This window comes from Calditrichota bacterium (assembly GCA_013112635.1).
Classification (GTDB): Bacteria; Calditrichota; Calditrichia; order Calditrichales; family J004; genus JABFGF01.
In genome coordinates this window covers 1,172,916-1,190,864 of record JABFGF010000001.1, presented here as the reverse complement: position 1 = coordinate 1,190,864, position 17,949 = coordinate 1,172,916, and the positions used below count along the sequence as shown (strand labels likewise).

At 38.4% G+C, this 17,949-nt stretch carries 7 protein-coding genes; 6 read left to right on the top strand and 1 reads right to left on the bottom strand.

Features of this window, described 5'->3' with window-relative positions; genetic code table 11:
• Positions 1–82: 82 nt before the first annotated feature.
• Positions 83–1,609 carry a family 10 glycosylhydrolase gene (locus HND50_04810; GenBank protein ID NOG44526.1) on the top strand — a complete coding sequence of 509 codons (1,527 nt, stop codon included), beginning with the start codon at positions 83–85 and terminating at the stop codon, positions 1,607–1,609.
• A gap of 63 nt (positions 1,610–1,672) precedes the next feature.
• Here HND50_04810 and HND50_04805 read toward each other — a convergent pair whose 3' ends face one another.
• Complete coding sequence (locus tag HND50_04805) at positions 1,673–2,584, bottom strand: hypothetical protein (protein NOG44525.1); 912 nt, start codon at positions 2,582–2,584, stop codon at positions 1,673–1,675.
• Positions 2,585–2,752: 168 nt separating this feature from the next.
• Between HND50_04805 and HND50_04800 the strand changes: the two genes are divergently transcribed.
• From HND50_04800 to HND50_04780, 5 genes are all read left to right on the top strand, one after another.
• Entirely contained in the window at positions 2,753–4,489 is a 1,737-nt protein-coding gene (locus HND50_04800) for a carbon starvation protein A (GenBank protein ID NOG44524.1), read from the top strand.
• Between the two features lie 27 nt (positions 4,490–4,516).
• Positions 4,517–5,833 (top strand): PAS domain-containing sensor histidine kinase, encoded by a 1,317-nt coding sequence (locus tag HND50_04795; protein NOG44523.1) that lies wholly within the window; start codon positions 4,517–4,519, stop codon positions 5,831–5,833.
• A 139-nt stretch (positions 5,834–5,972) separates the two neighbouring features.
• Positions 5,973–6,716, top strand: coding sequence for a response regulator (locus HND50_04790; protein NOG44522.1), 744 nt, complete (start codon positions 5,973–5,975; stop codon positions 6,714–6,716).
• Between the two features lie 215 nt (positions 6,717–6,931).
• On the top strand, positions 6,932–7,930 hold the full coding sequence (locus HND50_04785) for a response regulator (protein NOG44521.1): 999 nt from the start codon (positions 6,932–6,934) through the stop codon (positions 7,928–7,930).
• 720 nt (positions 7,931–8,650) lie between these two features.
• Positions 8,651–17,878 (top strand): T9SS type A sorting domain-containing protein, encoded by a 9,228-nt coding sequence (locus HND50_04780; GenBank protein NOG44520.1) that lies wholly within the window; start codon positions 8,651–8,653, stop codon positions 17,876–17,878.
• Positions 17,879–17,949 lie beyond the last annotated feature (71 nt).

The following is a 17,949-nucleotide window of genomic DNA, read 5'->3' as shown; positions in this document are numbered from 1 at the left end:
ATTGTATTTTGGCAGGATTTTGTTTGCTCTGTTTTGTAGATTTAAAATTAATGTGCACAACAAATAATCAGGAATGGATATTATGAAACGACTATTGATTGGATTCTTTTTGTTCTCCCTATTGCTCATTTCTACATGTGTTACAACTAAGCAAACAATTAAAAGGCAAATTTCAAAAAAAGTTGAGCTGCCTCCTGTTATGCAAGAATTTCGTGCAGCCTGGGTTGCAACTGTTGCAAACATCGACTGGCCAACCAAACCAGGGCTTTCAACAGAGCAACAAAAAAAAGAAGCAATTGCCATTCTGGATACTCTTTCTGCATTAAATATGAATGCGGTAGTTTTGCAGGTAAGGCCGCAGTGTGATGCATTATATGCAAGTCCTCTTGAACCGTGGTCATATTATTTAACCGGTGAGCAGGGCACAAAACCATCTCCTTATTATGATCCGCTTGAATTCTGGATTGAAGAAGCACATAGCCGTGGGATTGAGCTGCATGCCTGGTTTAATCCATATCGTGCGCATCATCCGCAAGGTGCAGAAATTAGCAAACATTCAGTAGTTAAAACCCGCCCTCATTTGGTGCGTCAGGTAGAAGGTGGATATCATTGGCTAGATCCGAGCATTCAGGAAACGCAAGATTATTCTTTTGATGTGGTAATGGATGTAGTAAAGCGGTATGATGTAGACGGCATTCATTTTGATGACTATTTTTATCCTTATGGTGATGGTAGTTTTCCTGATGATAAATCCTGGCAGGCTTATACTTATAATGGGGGTTCCTTAAACCGAAAAGATTGGCGCAGGGATAACGTAAACATTTTTATTAAGCGCCTTTATAATGCAATCAAAAAAGAAAAAATACATGTCAAATTTGGGATAAGCCCTTTCGGGATCTGGCGACCGGGAAATCCACCATCCATTAAAGGGTTTGATCAATATGATATGCTCTATGCTGATGCACGTTTATGGCTAAATGAAGGTTGGATTGATTATTGGACGCCTCAACTTTATTGGCCGATAAATCAAATCCCGCAAAGCTTCCCGGTACTACTTGGCTGGTGGGTAAATGAAAATAAAAAGGACCGAAATATCTGGCCGGGAATGTATACAAGCAAAGTAAAAAATAAACAAGGCGTGTACGAAAATCTTAGCCAGATAATGATTTCACGAGGGTTTATGCAGGAAAGCCCGGGACACGTCCACTTTAGTATGAAAGCCTTTTTGAATGATACTTTAGGGCTCAATAAAGCTTTAAAAAATGGACCATATAAAAACCAGGCACTTGTTCCACCATCGCCTTGGCTTGGGGAAACAGCACCACAAAAACCCGGAATAAATCACCGGGTGCAAACAGACTTATTACAAATTGACTGGACCCATCCTGATGAAAAAAATGTTTTTCGTTGGGTGGTTTACGTACAAAAGGATGATAAGTGGGAAATGTTTATCCTTAATAAAGGTCAACAAAATTTTGAAATGGCTATTTTAGAGAAAAATGAAAAAGGGGAAGATATAAATGTTGTAAACCAGATTGCTGTTTGTGCTGTAGATAGGCTTGGCAATGTAGGTGAACCGGAACTGGTTCAGATAAAAAACACACAATAAATTTAATAAGCACAGTGATTAATGATGGCAGCCACTGTGCTTGTTTTTTTCGGTTCTACAATGTTATTTTGCATCCACCCAATATGCATCAAACATTTGATAATTAGATGCCGTTCCGGATGACCTGTCGATTATTTTCGGCGTGATATAATCCGCATGAGGCGAATAGTCCATCGCACTGCGTGGATGTTGTTGAAGCTTTCCTCCTGCAACATTTGCTGTATATTTTCTCACAACTTTATCGCCAGCCTTCAGAATAATCTCATATGATCCATCTGTTTGGGTAAGGTTGGCCAAAGTAAAAAAGTTTCTATAACTCGTCCCGCTTTGTCTTAGCGGTTTGCTGCATGATTGCCAGCTTTTTTTACTGATATAGAAGGCTTTACTTTCGGCAATCTCTTTGCCGGATTTTAATATGTGCACAGTCATTTTACCACCTTTTGCACCCGGCATTTCTCCAATTCGTGTCCACCAGTTAAAACTAATTGCATCATCTGGCCGGTTAGGGTTTACAGAAAAATATCCCAGTTTATTCCATGGCCCTTCTTTTGTATAAGTTGATTGCGGATTAAATGGATCGCCACTGCTTTGTACAGACATTTTAAATGGAATCCGGGTAATCTCTTTTCCGGAAACTTTAACTCGCAAGACAAAATCTCCCGTTTGTTTTAGATGGATTATTCCGGTTCCTTGTGGTCTTACACCATCAACAATGGGAAATTGCTGCCATTTATTTACATAAATTCCGGTCTTTAGTTTGCTTTGTCCATTGCTGGTTGCAATTTCAAACTCAACCTTATTCATGCCTTGTGGAGGAAAAAACATTGGGATAGTTTCTAACATAAAACCACCGCTATTCTCATAAAACCGGACATTTAACATGGCACTATAATCCATTGCCGGAGCATAGTTTTGTGCAAAACTTGAAATTGATAATACAACAAACAAAAGTACTACAGAACGTAGGTAGTTCATTGGGGCTCCTTTTTCAATTTGGAAAAGACAAAATATAATAGAGGAGCTTTTTTTAACGTGCTCTAAATCAACTGTAAAAAAGGTTGCATATTTCCAGTGACTTGCGCTTTTACTTTGGAATCGTTAATATTTCGCTCCGCTCAGTTACAATTCCCAATAAGGTTTTTTATGGAAATATTATTCCTTGTGATCACCGTATTTTTTGGTTATAAGCTCATGTATCGTTTTTATGGGCGATTTCTGGGGCAGAAAATTTTTGAACTAAATGAAAAAACAATAACACCGGCTGTTCAATTTGAAGATGGAATAGATTTCGTTCCCACAAAAAAAGAAATTATTTTCGGACATCATTTTACATCTATCGCTGGCACCGGCCCAATCGTTGGACCGGCAATAGCAGTTATCTGGGGTTGGGTTCCGGCCTTACTCTGGGTTTTTCTTGGCTCCGCTGTAATGGGTGCAGTTCATGATTTTGGCTCACTTGTTATTTCCTTGCGTAATCAGGGCAAATCAATTTCTGAAGTGACTGCAAAATATATAAATTCCCGTACCCGTGTTTTCTTTTTTATTCTTGTGTTTCTTGCACTTTGGATCGTTATCGCAATTTTCGGATTGGTAATTGCCGTCATTTTTAATATGTATCCTTCATCAGTTTGGCCGGTTTGGCTGCAAATACCAATTGCCATTGGCCTTGGGCATTTAATATACAAACGCGGTAAAAATATAACATTGTGGTCGATTGGAGCATTGATCGCTTTATATCTTTTTGTTTGGATAGGATATCTTTTCCCGTTTCAAATGCCGGAATTGTTTGGGATTCCTGCAACAGGTATTTGGACAATTATTTTATTGATTTATGCATACTTTGCATCTGTTTTGCCAGTTACCACTTTACTTCAACCAAGAGATTTTATAAACGCTTATCAACTTTTAACTACAATGATATTGCTTGTTTTAGGAATTACAGCTTCTTTAATTTGGGGCAACCTGGAAATTGTTGCGCCTGCGGTACAATTAAATCCTGAAGCAGCACCGCCAATGTGGCCATTTTTGTTTATCACAATAGCTTGCGGAGCAATATCAGGATTTCACTGTCTTGTTTGTTCAGGCACAACGGCAAAACAGTTACGAAACGAAAAGGATGCTCTATTTGTGGGTTATGGTTCAATGCTTGTGGAAGGCGGATTGGCAACATTGGTTATAATTGCGGTTACCGCTGGAATTGGTATGGGCTATGTTAATTCTTCCGGTGAAACTTTACTTGGTGTCTCAGCCTGGAATGCACACTATGCTTCATGGACAGCTGCAGCAGGTTTAGGATCAAAAATTGCAGCTTTTGTTGATGGGGCTGCAAATATGATTGCCATGACCGGACTTTCAAAAGGTATTGCAGTTGTTTTGATGGGCCTGTTTGTTGCTTCCTTTGCCGGAACAACACTTGATACCGCAACCCGAATTCAGCGCTATGTCGTTGCTGAACTGGGCACAGATTTAAAAGTAGATATTTTACGCAATCGATTTGTTGCAACTGGATTTGTTGTTGTCTCGGCAGCAATGTTAGCATTTGCCTCCGGTGCAGATGGAAAAGGAGCTTTGGCATTGTGGCCATTGTTTGGGGCAGTTAATCAAACACTTGGCGCACTTGCATTGGTTGTTGTAACAGTTTATCTGCGTAAAAAAGGTGGTTGGATATGGCTGATTGGTGGTTTACCGGCTCTTTTTATGAGCATTATGACTCTGTGGGCAAGTATTATGAATCAGGTAAGTTTCACATCTAAATCGGTTTTGTTACAAATAATAAATATAGTTGTTATTTTCATTGTAATATGGGTTGTATTCGAATCTGTTATTAAATTCTTTTCCAAAGATAGCAGCAAAGACGAAACACCCGTTTATAGTAATTAAATTTAGTTCACCAAAAAGGGATTTAGTGTGACAATTTCTAAAATGAATAAAAAGCAGTTGACTGATGAAATTAAAAAACTAAAAGACGAATTAGTTAAGGTTACCAATTCATCAAAAAAGCTTGTAAAGCAAGAAATATTAAAGCGCAAAAATATGCAGGAAGCATTATCAAAAAGCGCTGATAAGTACCATATGTTATTTAATGCAAGTGATGATTTGATTTGTGTATCAGATATTAATTTTAAAAAGATATATTCGGTTAATGATACAGCATGCAGGAATTTAAAATATTCCAGAGAGGAACTTTATAAACTTCAGTTAAAAGAGGTTATCAGGTATGATTGTGTTACAAATTCAAACCGGAAAAAAGTTGAGTTGCTAGATGAGATACATAAAGGTAACAGTATTCGTTTTGAAGTTGCGGCAATTACAAAAAGTGGTACAAACATTCCAATGGAAGTGAAATCGCATAAAATTGAGCTTGACGACTATGAAGCCGTTTTACACATAGCCAGGGATATTAAAGAACGAAAAAAAATGGAACAGGAACTCCATAAGTATACACAAAACCTTGAAAACATCGTTGATGAAAGAACAAAACGGATCTCAGAGTTAGAAAAACAAAGAACAGAAATTGAGAAAACGGCTGCAACAGGCAGAATGGCAGCACAAATCGCACATGAAATCAACAATCCTCTTGCGGGAATTAAAAACTCATTTTTACTGGTAAAAGACGCCATTTCTGAAGATCATCCATATTTTTCATATGCCGGGCGTATTGAAAAGGAGATAGACCGAATTGCTAATATTGTCCGCCAGATGTTTGATTTGTATCGCCCTGATCAAAAGGCTGCTTATAATTTTTCATTATCAGAATCGATTAATGATATTGTTTCTCTGTTGGAACCAACAAGACGAGAAAAAGAAATTAAAATAAACATAAATAACTCTGATCCTGAATTTAAAGTTTTTTTACCAGAAGGCTCTTTAAGGCAGGTTGTATTTAATGTTTTAAAAAATGCATTAGAAGTTTCCCCGCTTCAATCTTCAATTGATATTGAGATCCTTTGTAAGAAGAAATTTTTTTACATTCGTATTTCAGACCAAGGTCCTGGAATATCTGAGAAGGATTGTAAGAGAATATTTGAACCTTTTTATTCAAAAAAGAATGGCCAGAAATCACGAGGGATGGGACTGGGTTTATCAATTTCAAAAGGCATAACAGACGCCTTAAAAGGGGATTTAAGTATTAAACCTAAAAAAGGCCCTGGTACCTGTTTTAATATTAAATTTCCAAGTTATATAGAGGTTGAAAATGATGACTCTTATGAGTCGATTTTGTGATGTGCATCACATTGAAATCGCGTTAATTTGAATAATCTCATCACATTACATTTTAGCAATGTAATATCCTCTTAAGTTTTAAAACCTGATATTCGCATTCAATTAAATTAGTTCTAAAAAAAGGAAGCTACATACAAAAATGAATGAACAAGGACGAATTTTAATTGCCGATGATGAAGAGACTTTTCTATTTGCAACGGCAGAGCTGCTACGTAAAAATGGATATTTATGTGATTGTGCAACTGATGCCAATGCAGCTTCGAAACTATTGGAAAAAAATAAATATGACTTATTAATTTCCGATATTAAAATGCCGAATAACGCAGATTTGAAGCTTGTAAAAAGTATTGAAAAGCGGGAGGATAACTTACAAGTTATATTGGTTACAGGTTATCCATCTCTAGATACTGCGCTCCAATCTGTTCATCTTCCGGTATGCGCCTATTTGTTAAAGCCAATTGATTTTGATTCACTTCTTACCCATGTAAAAAAAGCAATCGGAATTAGGCAGATTCAAAATACAATTACAGATGCCAAATCCAGGTTAGCAGAAATTCACACCGTATCTTCACAAATAGATGATTCTATGAATAGCCAGAATAAAAGAAGTGCTGAATTTTCTACGGATTCATTTTTGGATTTATCATTTAAGAACATTACGGGTTCTTTGTCAGATATTGAGAAGTTATTTAATATTAGTCAGGACAAAGAAAAATTAATCAACACAAATGATAATCAATTTCATCTTTTTAAAGAAAACTCTAAAGACGTGTTAAAAAAAGCGGTTCAGGAAACTATCAGTGTTCTTGAAAAAACAAAAAGAAGTTTTAAATCCAAAGAATTGGGCGAGTTAAGAAAAAAATTAGAATCCCTTCAGGTTTAGTGTAATGAGCAAGTGAGTTTTTTGTCCACTTACTAAAAAAAAGCAAAAGATATTAATAATTACAACGACAATGTGAACTGAAAATAATAAAGTTTCGCCTTGCCGTGTAAGGGCAAAGTCTTACAAGTTGAAGGCACAATCAAGTTACTTAGTAGAGTAATGTGGTTGTGCCTTTTTTTATTTAAAAAATTCAAAATTTAGTTTGGAGAAATTTGGTGACAAAAATATTTATAATAGATGATGATAAATCTGTTGTAAGATTATTAGTTGAGTTCTTTGAACATCATAAGTTTGAAAGCAAAGGATTCTTTTTTGAAAAAGATGTTATTACCAGTATCAGGGAATTTTCACCAGACATTATTTTGTGTGACCTTAATTTGGGATCAACAAGTGGATTACAAATTTTATCAGAACTGAAACAAAATATTGATTTAGCGAACATATTATTTGTTTTCCTAACAGGGAGTCTGGATGAAACCGAATTGCAAAAAGGGTTGGAACTTGGTGCGGATGACTGTCTGATCAAACCGATAGATCTTTATCAAATCAAAAACCATATTGAACATATTATCAACAGAACGAAGAAGGAAAACTATAATCCTGTTACACTGTTAATTGACCAGAATGAAAAAAGGTTGAATACTTTGATGGACTTTTTTGTTTCAAGCGGCCGGTTAGCAATAAAAGCAGAGTCATTAAAAATAGCAAAACAAATCTTGGCAGATAATTCTATTAACACGGTAATTTCAACCAGCACATTATTGGATGGGACAGCGATAGAGTTTTACATCCAGAATAAAGAAATTCTTGAAAACAAATACTTTGTTATGTTGATAGATAGTAAAGAATATGATACGATTTCCAGTGCATGCGCAACTGGGATAAATGACTTTATTTATACCAATTATGGTAATAAGTATTTTATTGGAAAATTAAAAAATATTCTTAAGAATTATAATAATCAAAATTTAATAAATACCTATTCTCTGGAAGAAAAGAGTCCATTGCATATTTTAAAAAGTTGTGAGAAAGACGCATTTACCGGAAATATAACAGTAATATCAGAAAAAGGTAAAGGTCTTGTAAATATGCAAAAAGGTGAATACAAAAAAATATCTTTTAATAGCAAGAAAGAGCTAAGTGCTTTGGAACTGATTTCTTCATTAACAGATGGAGAAATGATAGTTGAGCAGCATCCATTTCAAATAAATTAGACACTGACTGCTATTAAGCAGGATGATGTTATTTTAATAAAAATAGACCTGTCTTTACGTGTAAGAAAAAGGCTTATAAGTAGAAGGCATATAATTTACCTGGTGTGAATTATATGCCTTTTTTTTTCAAACTAATGAATGTGTTCAATAAAGAATAAGGAGAATGTTAAATGCTTTGGGGGACACAAAACTAAATAAAACATCCTTGTCAAAACTTTGTCCCCCTATTTTTTAATAGTATAAATGAGGAAAAAAAATGCAAAAAATTTATTATCACTATAATACAAATGTAAGTTTAAGACTCTTCGTTTCACTTTTACCAATCCCTGCTATTTTTTTAACGATATTATTCATTTTTGTATAATCAAAGTTTATTTCCAATTTTTGATCATATAAAAAGTGATTAAACATACTAACCTGATAACAAAAAGGAATTCGGAAAACGTCATTAGCTAATCAAATCTTAACGGACAAGAATAGTCTTGTAAGTTGAAGGCACAATCAGATTGCTTAAAATTATAGGCAACCAGGTTGTGCCTTTTTTTTTACCAAAAAGGTATTTTAAAATATTAAAGGACCCGGATTTTGCCGGGCGTCTTTTCGTGCAGGTAATGACCTGTAAGTCGTAGGCATTATCGAATTTCCCATATGGATGTGAGAAATTTGGTCGTGCCTTTTTTTTTACTCACCATTTACAATGGATTTTTTCAGGAGAGAGTTATGAATAAGGCGTTAATAATAATGTTGATTGCATCAACGCTGGCATTTACGCAAACTTTAACTGTAACCGAGGGCACTAACAATCATGCGGCATCAAATGAAAGTGGAAGTGGGTCAGATATTCAGATGCTTCAAATGCAATTAAGTGCTGATGCTGTTGAAAACATTGTTGTAACCAGCTTAAAACTTACACCAACTTCATCAGGTTTTCGTAATGACGAAGTTATTGGCCCTGATATTCATATTTATCATGATAAAAATGATAATGGTATTCTGGAAACTGAAATAGATGAATTAATTACAACTGCCAATTATAGTGGTAGTAGTTGGAATGCGCCGGGTACAGTCACAATTTCCATTCCCGACAAAGTTATATTTGCTGGTACATCTCAAAACTGGATCATTTTAAATACTTTTAGTGGTGGCGATAATAACGATTACCTTGAGATTCAGGTTGCGGCAAACGGTGATATAGTTGCCGAAGGGCAAACCAGTGCATCTTCAGCTACAATTAGTGGAGCCCCTGTTTCTGGAAATAGAAAAACTGTAACTACTACGGCTTCAGCGGGAAATTTATTTGTTGCCACCAGCAGCCTTAATCCCATTGACAGAAATATTAATGATGGTGCCGATGATGAAGTTATGATGCAGCTTACCTTATCTGCCAGCACCCTTGAGAATATTGATGTTTCTCAAGTTAGTTTAGATATGAGCGGAAGCGGTGACGAAAGCCTGGATTTAAGTATTGTCCGTCTTTATGATGATATTGATAATGACGGCAACATTAATAAACAAATGGATATTGAGCTGGGAACGGCTATAACAAGTTTTTCTAATGATGGATCGTTAGTTTTTAGCGGCCTGGCTGAAACAATAACTGCCGGGGAATATGCAAATTGGATTGTTGTTTATGATTATGATGGATCGGAAACTTCGGCCGGAGAAGCATTTGACGTAACATTAACAAATAACTCTGATATCACAGCAACAGGCGTGAGCAGCGCATTATCTTCTACAATATCCGGGGCCTCAGTTGCAGGCGGATTAGCTACAATATCATCAACCGGAACGTTATTTGTTACAGAGGGTGTGGACAATCCTGCAGGTAAGAATATTCAATCATCTGGAAGTGGATTGGAATTTTTTCAGATTAATTTATCGGCAGGTCAAACAGAAGCTGTCGATATTTCATCGATAACTTTTACAACATCGGGAACGGCAGATGAAAGCACAGATATTGATTCTGTAAAACTGTTTTTAGATGTTGATGATAATGGAGTCTTTAATGATCAAATCGATTCACAAATAGGCAATACTGCTAGCAGTTTTACTAATAACGGTACTGTTGTTTTTTCAAGTTTATCTGAACAAATATCTGCCAGCGGATCAGAAAATTGGCTTTTAGTATATTATTTAAATGGCTCAGCATCAGCAAACGAAACCTTCCAGATTTATCTGAACCAGACCAGTGATATTTCAGCAACAGGTGCAACAAGCAGTAGCTCTATCTCTGCATCCGGCGTGCCTGCTTATGGAAATTACATGACAGTTTCAACGATTGGAGCGCTTTCGTTAAGCCTGGGTGCCAACAATCCTGCCGATGAAAACATCAATGGCGGCTCAAGCAACGTAACAATGATGCAACTTAAACTTGAGGCTAGTGCCGCTGAAGACATTCAAATAAATAGTATTTATTTTACAACAAGCGGATCGGGTTTTAGAGTTGATGAAGTTGTAAATCCAGATATAAGGATTTACCGCGATGTTAATAATAATGGAATTTATGATTCTGGAACAGATCAGGTTATAACTACACAAAGTTACTCTGGCAGCAGTTGGAATTTTCCTGGAAATACAACCGTCACTTTTACAAACGAAGTAATTTATGCAGGGAGTTCTCAGAATTGGCTTGTAATAAACAATTTTTCAGGCGGTGATGTAAATGACAACTTGCAACTTACAATTGTGAATAATAGCGATGTCAGTACAACAGGCCTCACATCTTCAGGCACTGTAAATGTTACCGGAGCAAGTTTAAGCGGCAGCAAAAAAACAGTTGTTAGTACAGCAACAGCAGGCACATTAATTCTATCATCCGGTGGAAATGATCCCGGTTACCAAAATATCACATCGGGTGCAAGCAATGAAGTTATGCTTGATTTACAACTATCCGCAAGCTCAGAAGACATACAAATTAGTGAAATTCGTTTTAGCACCTCAGGCTCAGGTAATGAAAGCAGTGATCTCGATTCGGTGCGAATTTTTGAGGATACAAATAATGATGGAAAAGTAAATCAGCTTGATTATGATCGACAGATCGGTAGCACAATTAGCAGTTTTACAGATGATGGCGATTTGATTTTTACAGGAATATCTGAAACAATCACAGATGGTGATACCGAAAACTGGCTTGTTTTGTATGATTTTGACGGCGCTCAAACCAGCAATGGTGAAACATTTCAAATTACATTAGAAGGAAATGCGTCTGTAATAGACAGCGGGCTGACAAGTAATGAAGCGGCAACTACAACCGGGGCGCCCATTCTGGGAGGAATTGGAACAATAAGCCAAACAGGTAGCTTGACCCAGGGATCGAGTAACCCTGATGCGCATAATATTTCAGCTGCCGAATCTGAATTGGTTATGCTTCAATTAAATCTGGCATCCAGCGAAACCGAAGCGATCGATGTCTCTGCAATTTCTTTTACATCCACAGGCAGTGCAAATGAGAGCACCGATATTGATTCAGTAAAACTGTTTTTAGATGATAATGACAATGGAACATATGAAAGTGGTAGTGACTCTCAGATTGGCTCAACGATTACCAGCTTTACTGATAACGGGCTTATTACTTTTTCATCCTTAAGCGAACAAATCACTTCAAGCAGTTCTGAAAACTGGATTGTGGTTTATTATTTAAATGGTTTGGCTTCCAGCACTGAAACGTTCCGTTTGTATGTTGCGGATAATACAGATCTCTCCGCTTCGGGAAATGTTAGCCTAAACACTGTTATACCAGTTGGTGCGCCTGTCCACGGAAATGAAATGACGGTGTCAAATGTTGGGGATCTCACCATTGCTTTGGGTGATAATAATCCTGGTGATGAAAATATTTCCGGCGGGGCATCCAATGTAACCATGCTGCAACTAAAGATGAGTGCATCGTCCACAGAAGACCTGCAAATCAACAGCCTCTATTTTACGACGAGCGGCTCAGGCATACGAATCGATGAAGTTGTTAATCCTGATATGCGTGTTTACCGCGATGTAAATAACAATGGTGTTTATGAATCGGGCACGGACGAGCTGATCACCACGCAGAGTTATGTGGGCAGCAGCTGGAATTTTCCGGGTAATACCACAATCACTTTTACAGATGTTTACCTGTATGCGGGCACGACTGAGAACTGGCTTTTTGTAAATAATTTTTCCGGCGGCGATACAGATGACAACATCGAGCTGTCGATCGTAAATAACAGCAATGTGTCTGTCATGGGTGTTACTTCAGCAAGCGCGGCCAATGTATCTGGTGCGACACTTGATGCGGGTGTAAAGACGGTTGTTTCCGGCAGCACGGCGGGCAGCTTAACCATGGCCGTTGGCCAAAGCGATCCCGGTTACCACAATGTGGCCGATGGCGCCAGCGATGAAATCATGTTCGATGTTCAGTTTACTGCCGGTTCAGAAAATGTTGAGATCAGCAAAGTAACCTTTGATATGAGCGGAACCGGTAATGAGAGCACAGACCTTGATTCGGTTCGTTTGTATGAAGATGTCAACGATGATGGCAAGATCAATCTTCTGGATTATGATAGACAGATCGGAGCTACTTTAACCAGTTTTACAGATGACGGCAGCCTCGTCTTTTCAGGTCTGAGTGAAGTGATCGACGCCAATAATTTTGAAAACTGGCTTGTACTTTATGATTTTAATGGCGCACAGACAACGCTTGGTGAAACCTATCAAGTTGGGATTTCCGCCAATGGTGCGGTTGTCGATACCGGCCAAACCAGTGGTGAAGCCATCACCAACAGCGGTGCACCGATAACAAGCGGCGTAGGCACAATCTCCAATGTGGGCAGTTTGACATTAAGCGCTGGTGCAGACAATCCTGCTTCAAAAAATATTGGTTCGGCAGAAACCAATCTTGTAATGACTCAGCTTAACCTTTCTGCCAGCTCTACGGAAGCGGTCGATATCAGCGCCATCACATTTACCATGGCCGGCTCTGGCGATGAAAGCACTGATATTACATCTGCCGGGCTGTACAAAGATGTAAATAATAATGCGACCTATGATAATGGTATCGATACACAAATCGGTTCCACGATTAGCAGTTTTACAAATGATGGCACACTCGTTTTTGGAAGTTTAAGCGAACAGATTTCCGCGGCCGGTGATGAAAACTGGCTGGTAGTTTACACGCTTAACGGCAACGCCACAGCGGGTGAAGGATTTCGCGCCTACCTGGCCAATAACAACGATGTGACAGCGGTTGGTGCTACCAGCTCCAGTAGTATCACGCCTTCGGGTGCGGCAGTGCATGGCAACACAATGACCGTTTCAGCAACAGGCGCATTAACCATCGCTTTGGGAGATAATAATCCCGGTGATGAAAATATAAGTGGCGGCGCATCCAATGTAACCATGCTTCAACTAAAGATGAGTGCATCGTCCACAGAAGACCTTCAAATCAACAGTCTCTATTTTACCACCAGTGGATCAGGCATACGAAACGATGAAGTTGTTAATCCTGACCTGCGTGTTTACCGTGATGTAAATAATAATGGTGTTTATGAATCGGGCACGGACGAGCTGATCACCACGCAGAGTTATGTGGGCAGCAGCTGGAATTTTCCGGGTAATACCACAATCACTTTTACAGATGTTTACCTGTATGCGGGCACGACTGAGAACTGGCTTTTTGTAAATAATTTTTCCGGCGGCGATACAGATGACAACATCGAGCTGTCGATCGTAAATAACAGCAATGTGTCTGTCACGGGTGTTACTTCAGCAAGCGCGGCCAATGTATCTGGTGCGACACTTGATGCGGGTGTAAAGACGGTTGTTTCCGGCAGCACGGCGGGCAGTTTAACCTTAAGTCTTGGTGGAAATGATCCGGGATATCGAAATATTTCATCCGGTGCTGATGATGAAGTTATGTTTCAATTGTTACTATCTGCGGGTTCAAATGAGTCAATCCAGATTAGTGATATTTCTTTTGATATGAGTGGAAGTGGAAATGAAAGCACCGATCTTGATTCAGTAAGAATTTTTGAAGATGTGGATGGAAACGGGCAGATAAACCTGTTAATGGATTCTAAAATTGGATCAACAATTACATCTTTCACGGATAATGGACAATTACAATTCTCTGGACTAAGTGAAGTTGTTTCTGCAGGGACAAGTGAAAACTGGATAATAATTTATGATTTTAATAATGCCCAAACTTCAGACGGTGAAACGTTCAAACTATCATTACCAAGTAATGGATCAATTGTGGATACGGGTATTACCAGCGGGCTCGCCATTACAAACTCCGGGGCGCCGGTTGAAAGTGGGCTCGCGACAATTTCATCTACAGGAAACCTAACTCTGTCAGAGGGAGATAATAATCCTGTTGCGCACACAATAGCAGCAGATGTGCAAAACCTGTCAATGCTGCAAATGAAACTGACCGCAAATGCGACGGAAGATATTCGTGTTACATCGGTTACTTTTAACAGTTCCGGAACAGCAAATGAATCAACAGATATTGATTCCGTCAAATTGTTTCATGATGTAAATTCAAATGCTGTTTATGATGCTGCGTTTGATGTACAAATTGGATCGACGCTGAACTCGTTTACAGATAATGGTCAACTTCTTTTTTCAGGTATCAGCGATACTTTATATGCTGACAACTCTGAAAATTGGCTTATTATTTATTATCTGAATGGGAACGCAACAGCAGGCGAGACCTTTCGCTCTGAATTAAATAATTCTACTTCCATCACTGCGACAGGTATTACCTCGACCAATAGCATTTCGCCGTCAGGAACACCTGTTAGTGGTAATGCAAAAACCGTTTCAGATATCGGGACACTTACCATGACTCTGGCTTCTGCAAATCCAGGCACAGAAAATATTAATGGCAATGCTGATAATGTTTCCATGATGGCAATGACCCTTTCTGCAAATAATGTGGAAGATATATCAATCAGCAGTTTAACAATTTCAACCTCCAGCAGTGGATTCAGGATTGATGAAATAGAAAATACCGACATAAAAATTTATGAAGATGTAAATAATAATGGAATTTATGATTCGGCTACTGACCGCTTTATAACTTCTGCAAACTATAGTGGAAGCAGCTGGAACGCACCGTCAAACAGAACTTTATCAATAAGTGGAGAAACAATTGCAGCGGGCGCTTCAGTTGACTGGCTTGTGTTGCATAGTTTTCAGGGTGGAGATGTAGATGATTACCTGGAAATATCCGTTGTGCAAAACAGTGATATTTCTGCGACAGGTGTAAATTCTTCCAGTGCAGCAAATATTAGTGGCGCCTCAATAAGCGGTGGTCGTAAAACTGTTGTAAACGGGTCTACGCCAGGTACTTTGACGATAAGCGCCGGTGCACAGAATCCTGCCTACCGTTATATTTCAAAAGGTGCGCAAAATGAAGTAATGAACCAGCTTCAACTTAATTCAAGCCCGGTTGAAGATATCACGTTGACATCATTAAAATTTGTAACATCCGGTTCAGGAGATGAAAGCGCCGATATTGATTCTGTGCGTTTATTTATTGATGGTGATGATGATGGTTCTCTGAATTTACTTAATGACACACAAATTGGAACAACTCTTACAAGCTTGACAAATAATGATACTCTTGAGTTTTCCGGTATTTCTGAAACAATCAACAGCGGATCTATGGAAAACTGGATTGTAGTTTACAATATGCTAAGCAGTGCAAATACAGCCAATGAAACATTCCAGGTAGATCTTTCCGGTAATGGAGCAATAATTGCCAGCGGTGTTACCAGCGGTCAATCCATTACGGCCGATGGCGCACCGGTAGATGGCGGAACGGCGGTGATTTCTGATAATGGTACATTGACAATTAGTGCCGGTACAAACAATCCACAAAATGGCAATATAACCAACAGTGAAACAGATTTAACCAGTTTGCAAATAAGTGTAACTGCGGGTCCCAATGAAGATATAACAGTTACATCCGTATCAATGGATTTATCCGGAACATTTAATGACACGCTCGATTTTGCAGCTCATGGATTTTGCATTTTTAAAGATGATAATAATAATGGCATTCTTGATGGCAGTGAAACTCAAATCGGAGGAGTTGAATCCTGTACAGATGACAATGGCACAGTAACATTTAATGGTTTTAGTGAAACCATTTTGGCAAGTACAACCCAAAACTGGATTGTCGTTACAAACCTTAGCGGATCAGCCTCACAAAATGAAAATTTCCGTGTCACTCTTAGTAGTAGTGTGGATGTTACAGCAACAGGCGAAACAACCGGTAATCCTATTTATCCAACCGGTGCACCGGTGCAGGGCGGGTTATTTACTGTCTCATCAACGGGCAGTTTAAACCTGGCACTTGGTTCAAACAATCCTTCTGCAGGATCGGAACTTACTTCTGCGCAGGAGTTAGAAATGCTGCAAATGACATTGTCAGCCAGTTCGGTTGAAAATATAAATGTTGCAAGCATTACTTTTACTGCCGATGGCACAGCTGATGATTTGGCTGACTTGAACGGAACGAACAATGGTGTTTCTTTATATATTGATGTTGATAATGATGGCATTCTGGATGGTGGCGATACTCAAATTGACGTTGAAAGGACCTTCTCAGCCAATGATGGGACTTTAACTTTTACAACCACCGGAGAAGTAATCAATGCCGGGCAAAGTGAAAACTGGCTTTTAGTTTATGATTTGGATGGAAGTGCCTCTGTAAGTGAAACATTCAGGGTTGGTTTTTATAATCCTACAGATATTTCAGCAACAGGTGCAACGTCATCACAATCCATTACTCCTGGTGGAGCACCAGTAGTAGGAAATTATAAAACAATTGCAACATCCGGAAGTATGGCGCTTTTTGAAGGGCAAAATAATCCATCTACAAATAGCTTTGACACAGTTGATATTTTGGATTATGAGATGATGCAGTTCCGTTTAACTGCAAGTTCAATCGAAGGTATTGATGTAACCGGTTTAACAATTACACACCAGGGAAGTGGGAACCCGGCGACCGATGTGGTTACTAATGGTGTACAACTTGTCCGTGATGTGAATAATAATGGTGTATATGACAGTGGCACAGATAATATTCTTACATCAACAAGCTTTTCCGGCACAACAGCGACGTTCAGCCTTTCAGGAATTACTGTCCCGGTAGACAGCTCGGAAAACTGGATAATAATGTATGATTTTTCCGGCTCTCTCGTAACCGGAGATACGTATCAGGCAAGGCTTGTAAATTTAACAGATATAAGTATTGATGGGGCGACTTCTGCTAATTCCATAACACCTTCCGGCAGTGTACCTTTAGCAGGTGGAACAATGACAGCTTCCGGTGATTTTTCTCTTCCTGTTGAGCTGACATCATTTGAAGCAAAAGGAGATTATGGTTTTATTGAACTGAATTGGATCACAGCCAGTGAAATAAATAACCTTGGTTTTACACTGGAAAGAAAACGGGCCAATGATTCATTGTTTACAGAGATTTCTTCTTTCCGGCTTTCGGAAGATTTGCAGGGGCAGGGAACAGTTTCCTATCAAACAGATTACATTTTCAAGGATTCAACAGTTGTTCCAGGTCAGGAATATGCTTATCGTTTATTGCAGCATGATCTTGGAGGCCAGCTAACTGTTGAAACAATTATTCCCAGCGCCATAGCAAAAGAAGCGTTACCTAAAACTTTTCAATTGTCACAAAATTATCCAAACCCATTTAATCCTGAAACCACTATTAAAATTGGTTTACCGGAGCAAAGTGATTTGAAATTGGTAATTTATAACATTCTTGGTCAGAAAGTTAAAACCTTAAAAAACAAGATTATGGATGCAGGTTTCTATAAAGTTACTTGGGATGGACAAAATGACCTTGGAAACAAAATTGGTTCAGGCCAATATTTTTATGTATTACATGTAAAAGGCAAGGTAACCCAAAGAACTTCCCAAATAACGAAGAAAATGTTGCTGATTAGATAAGTTATTTTGAACGAGAATGTGTAAACTAAAATATCGATTCCAATTTTAATTGTAGTGGAATCGATATTTTT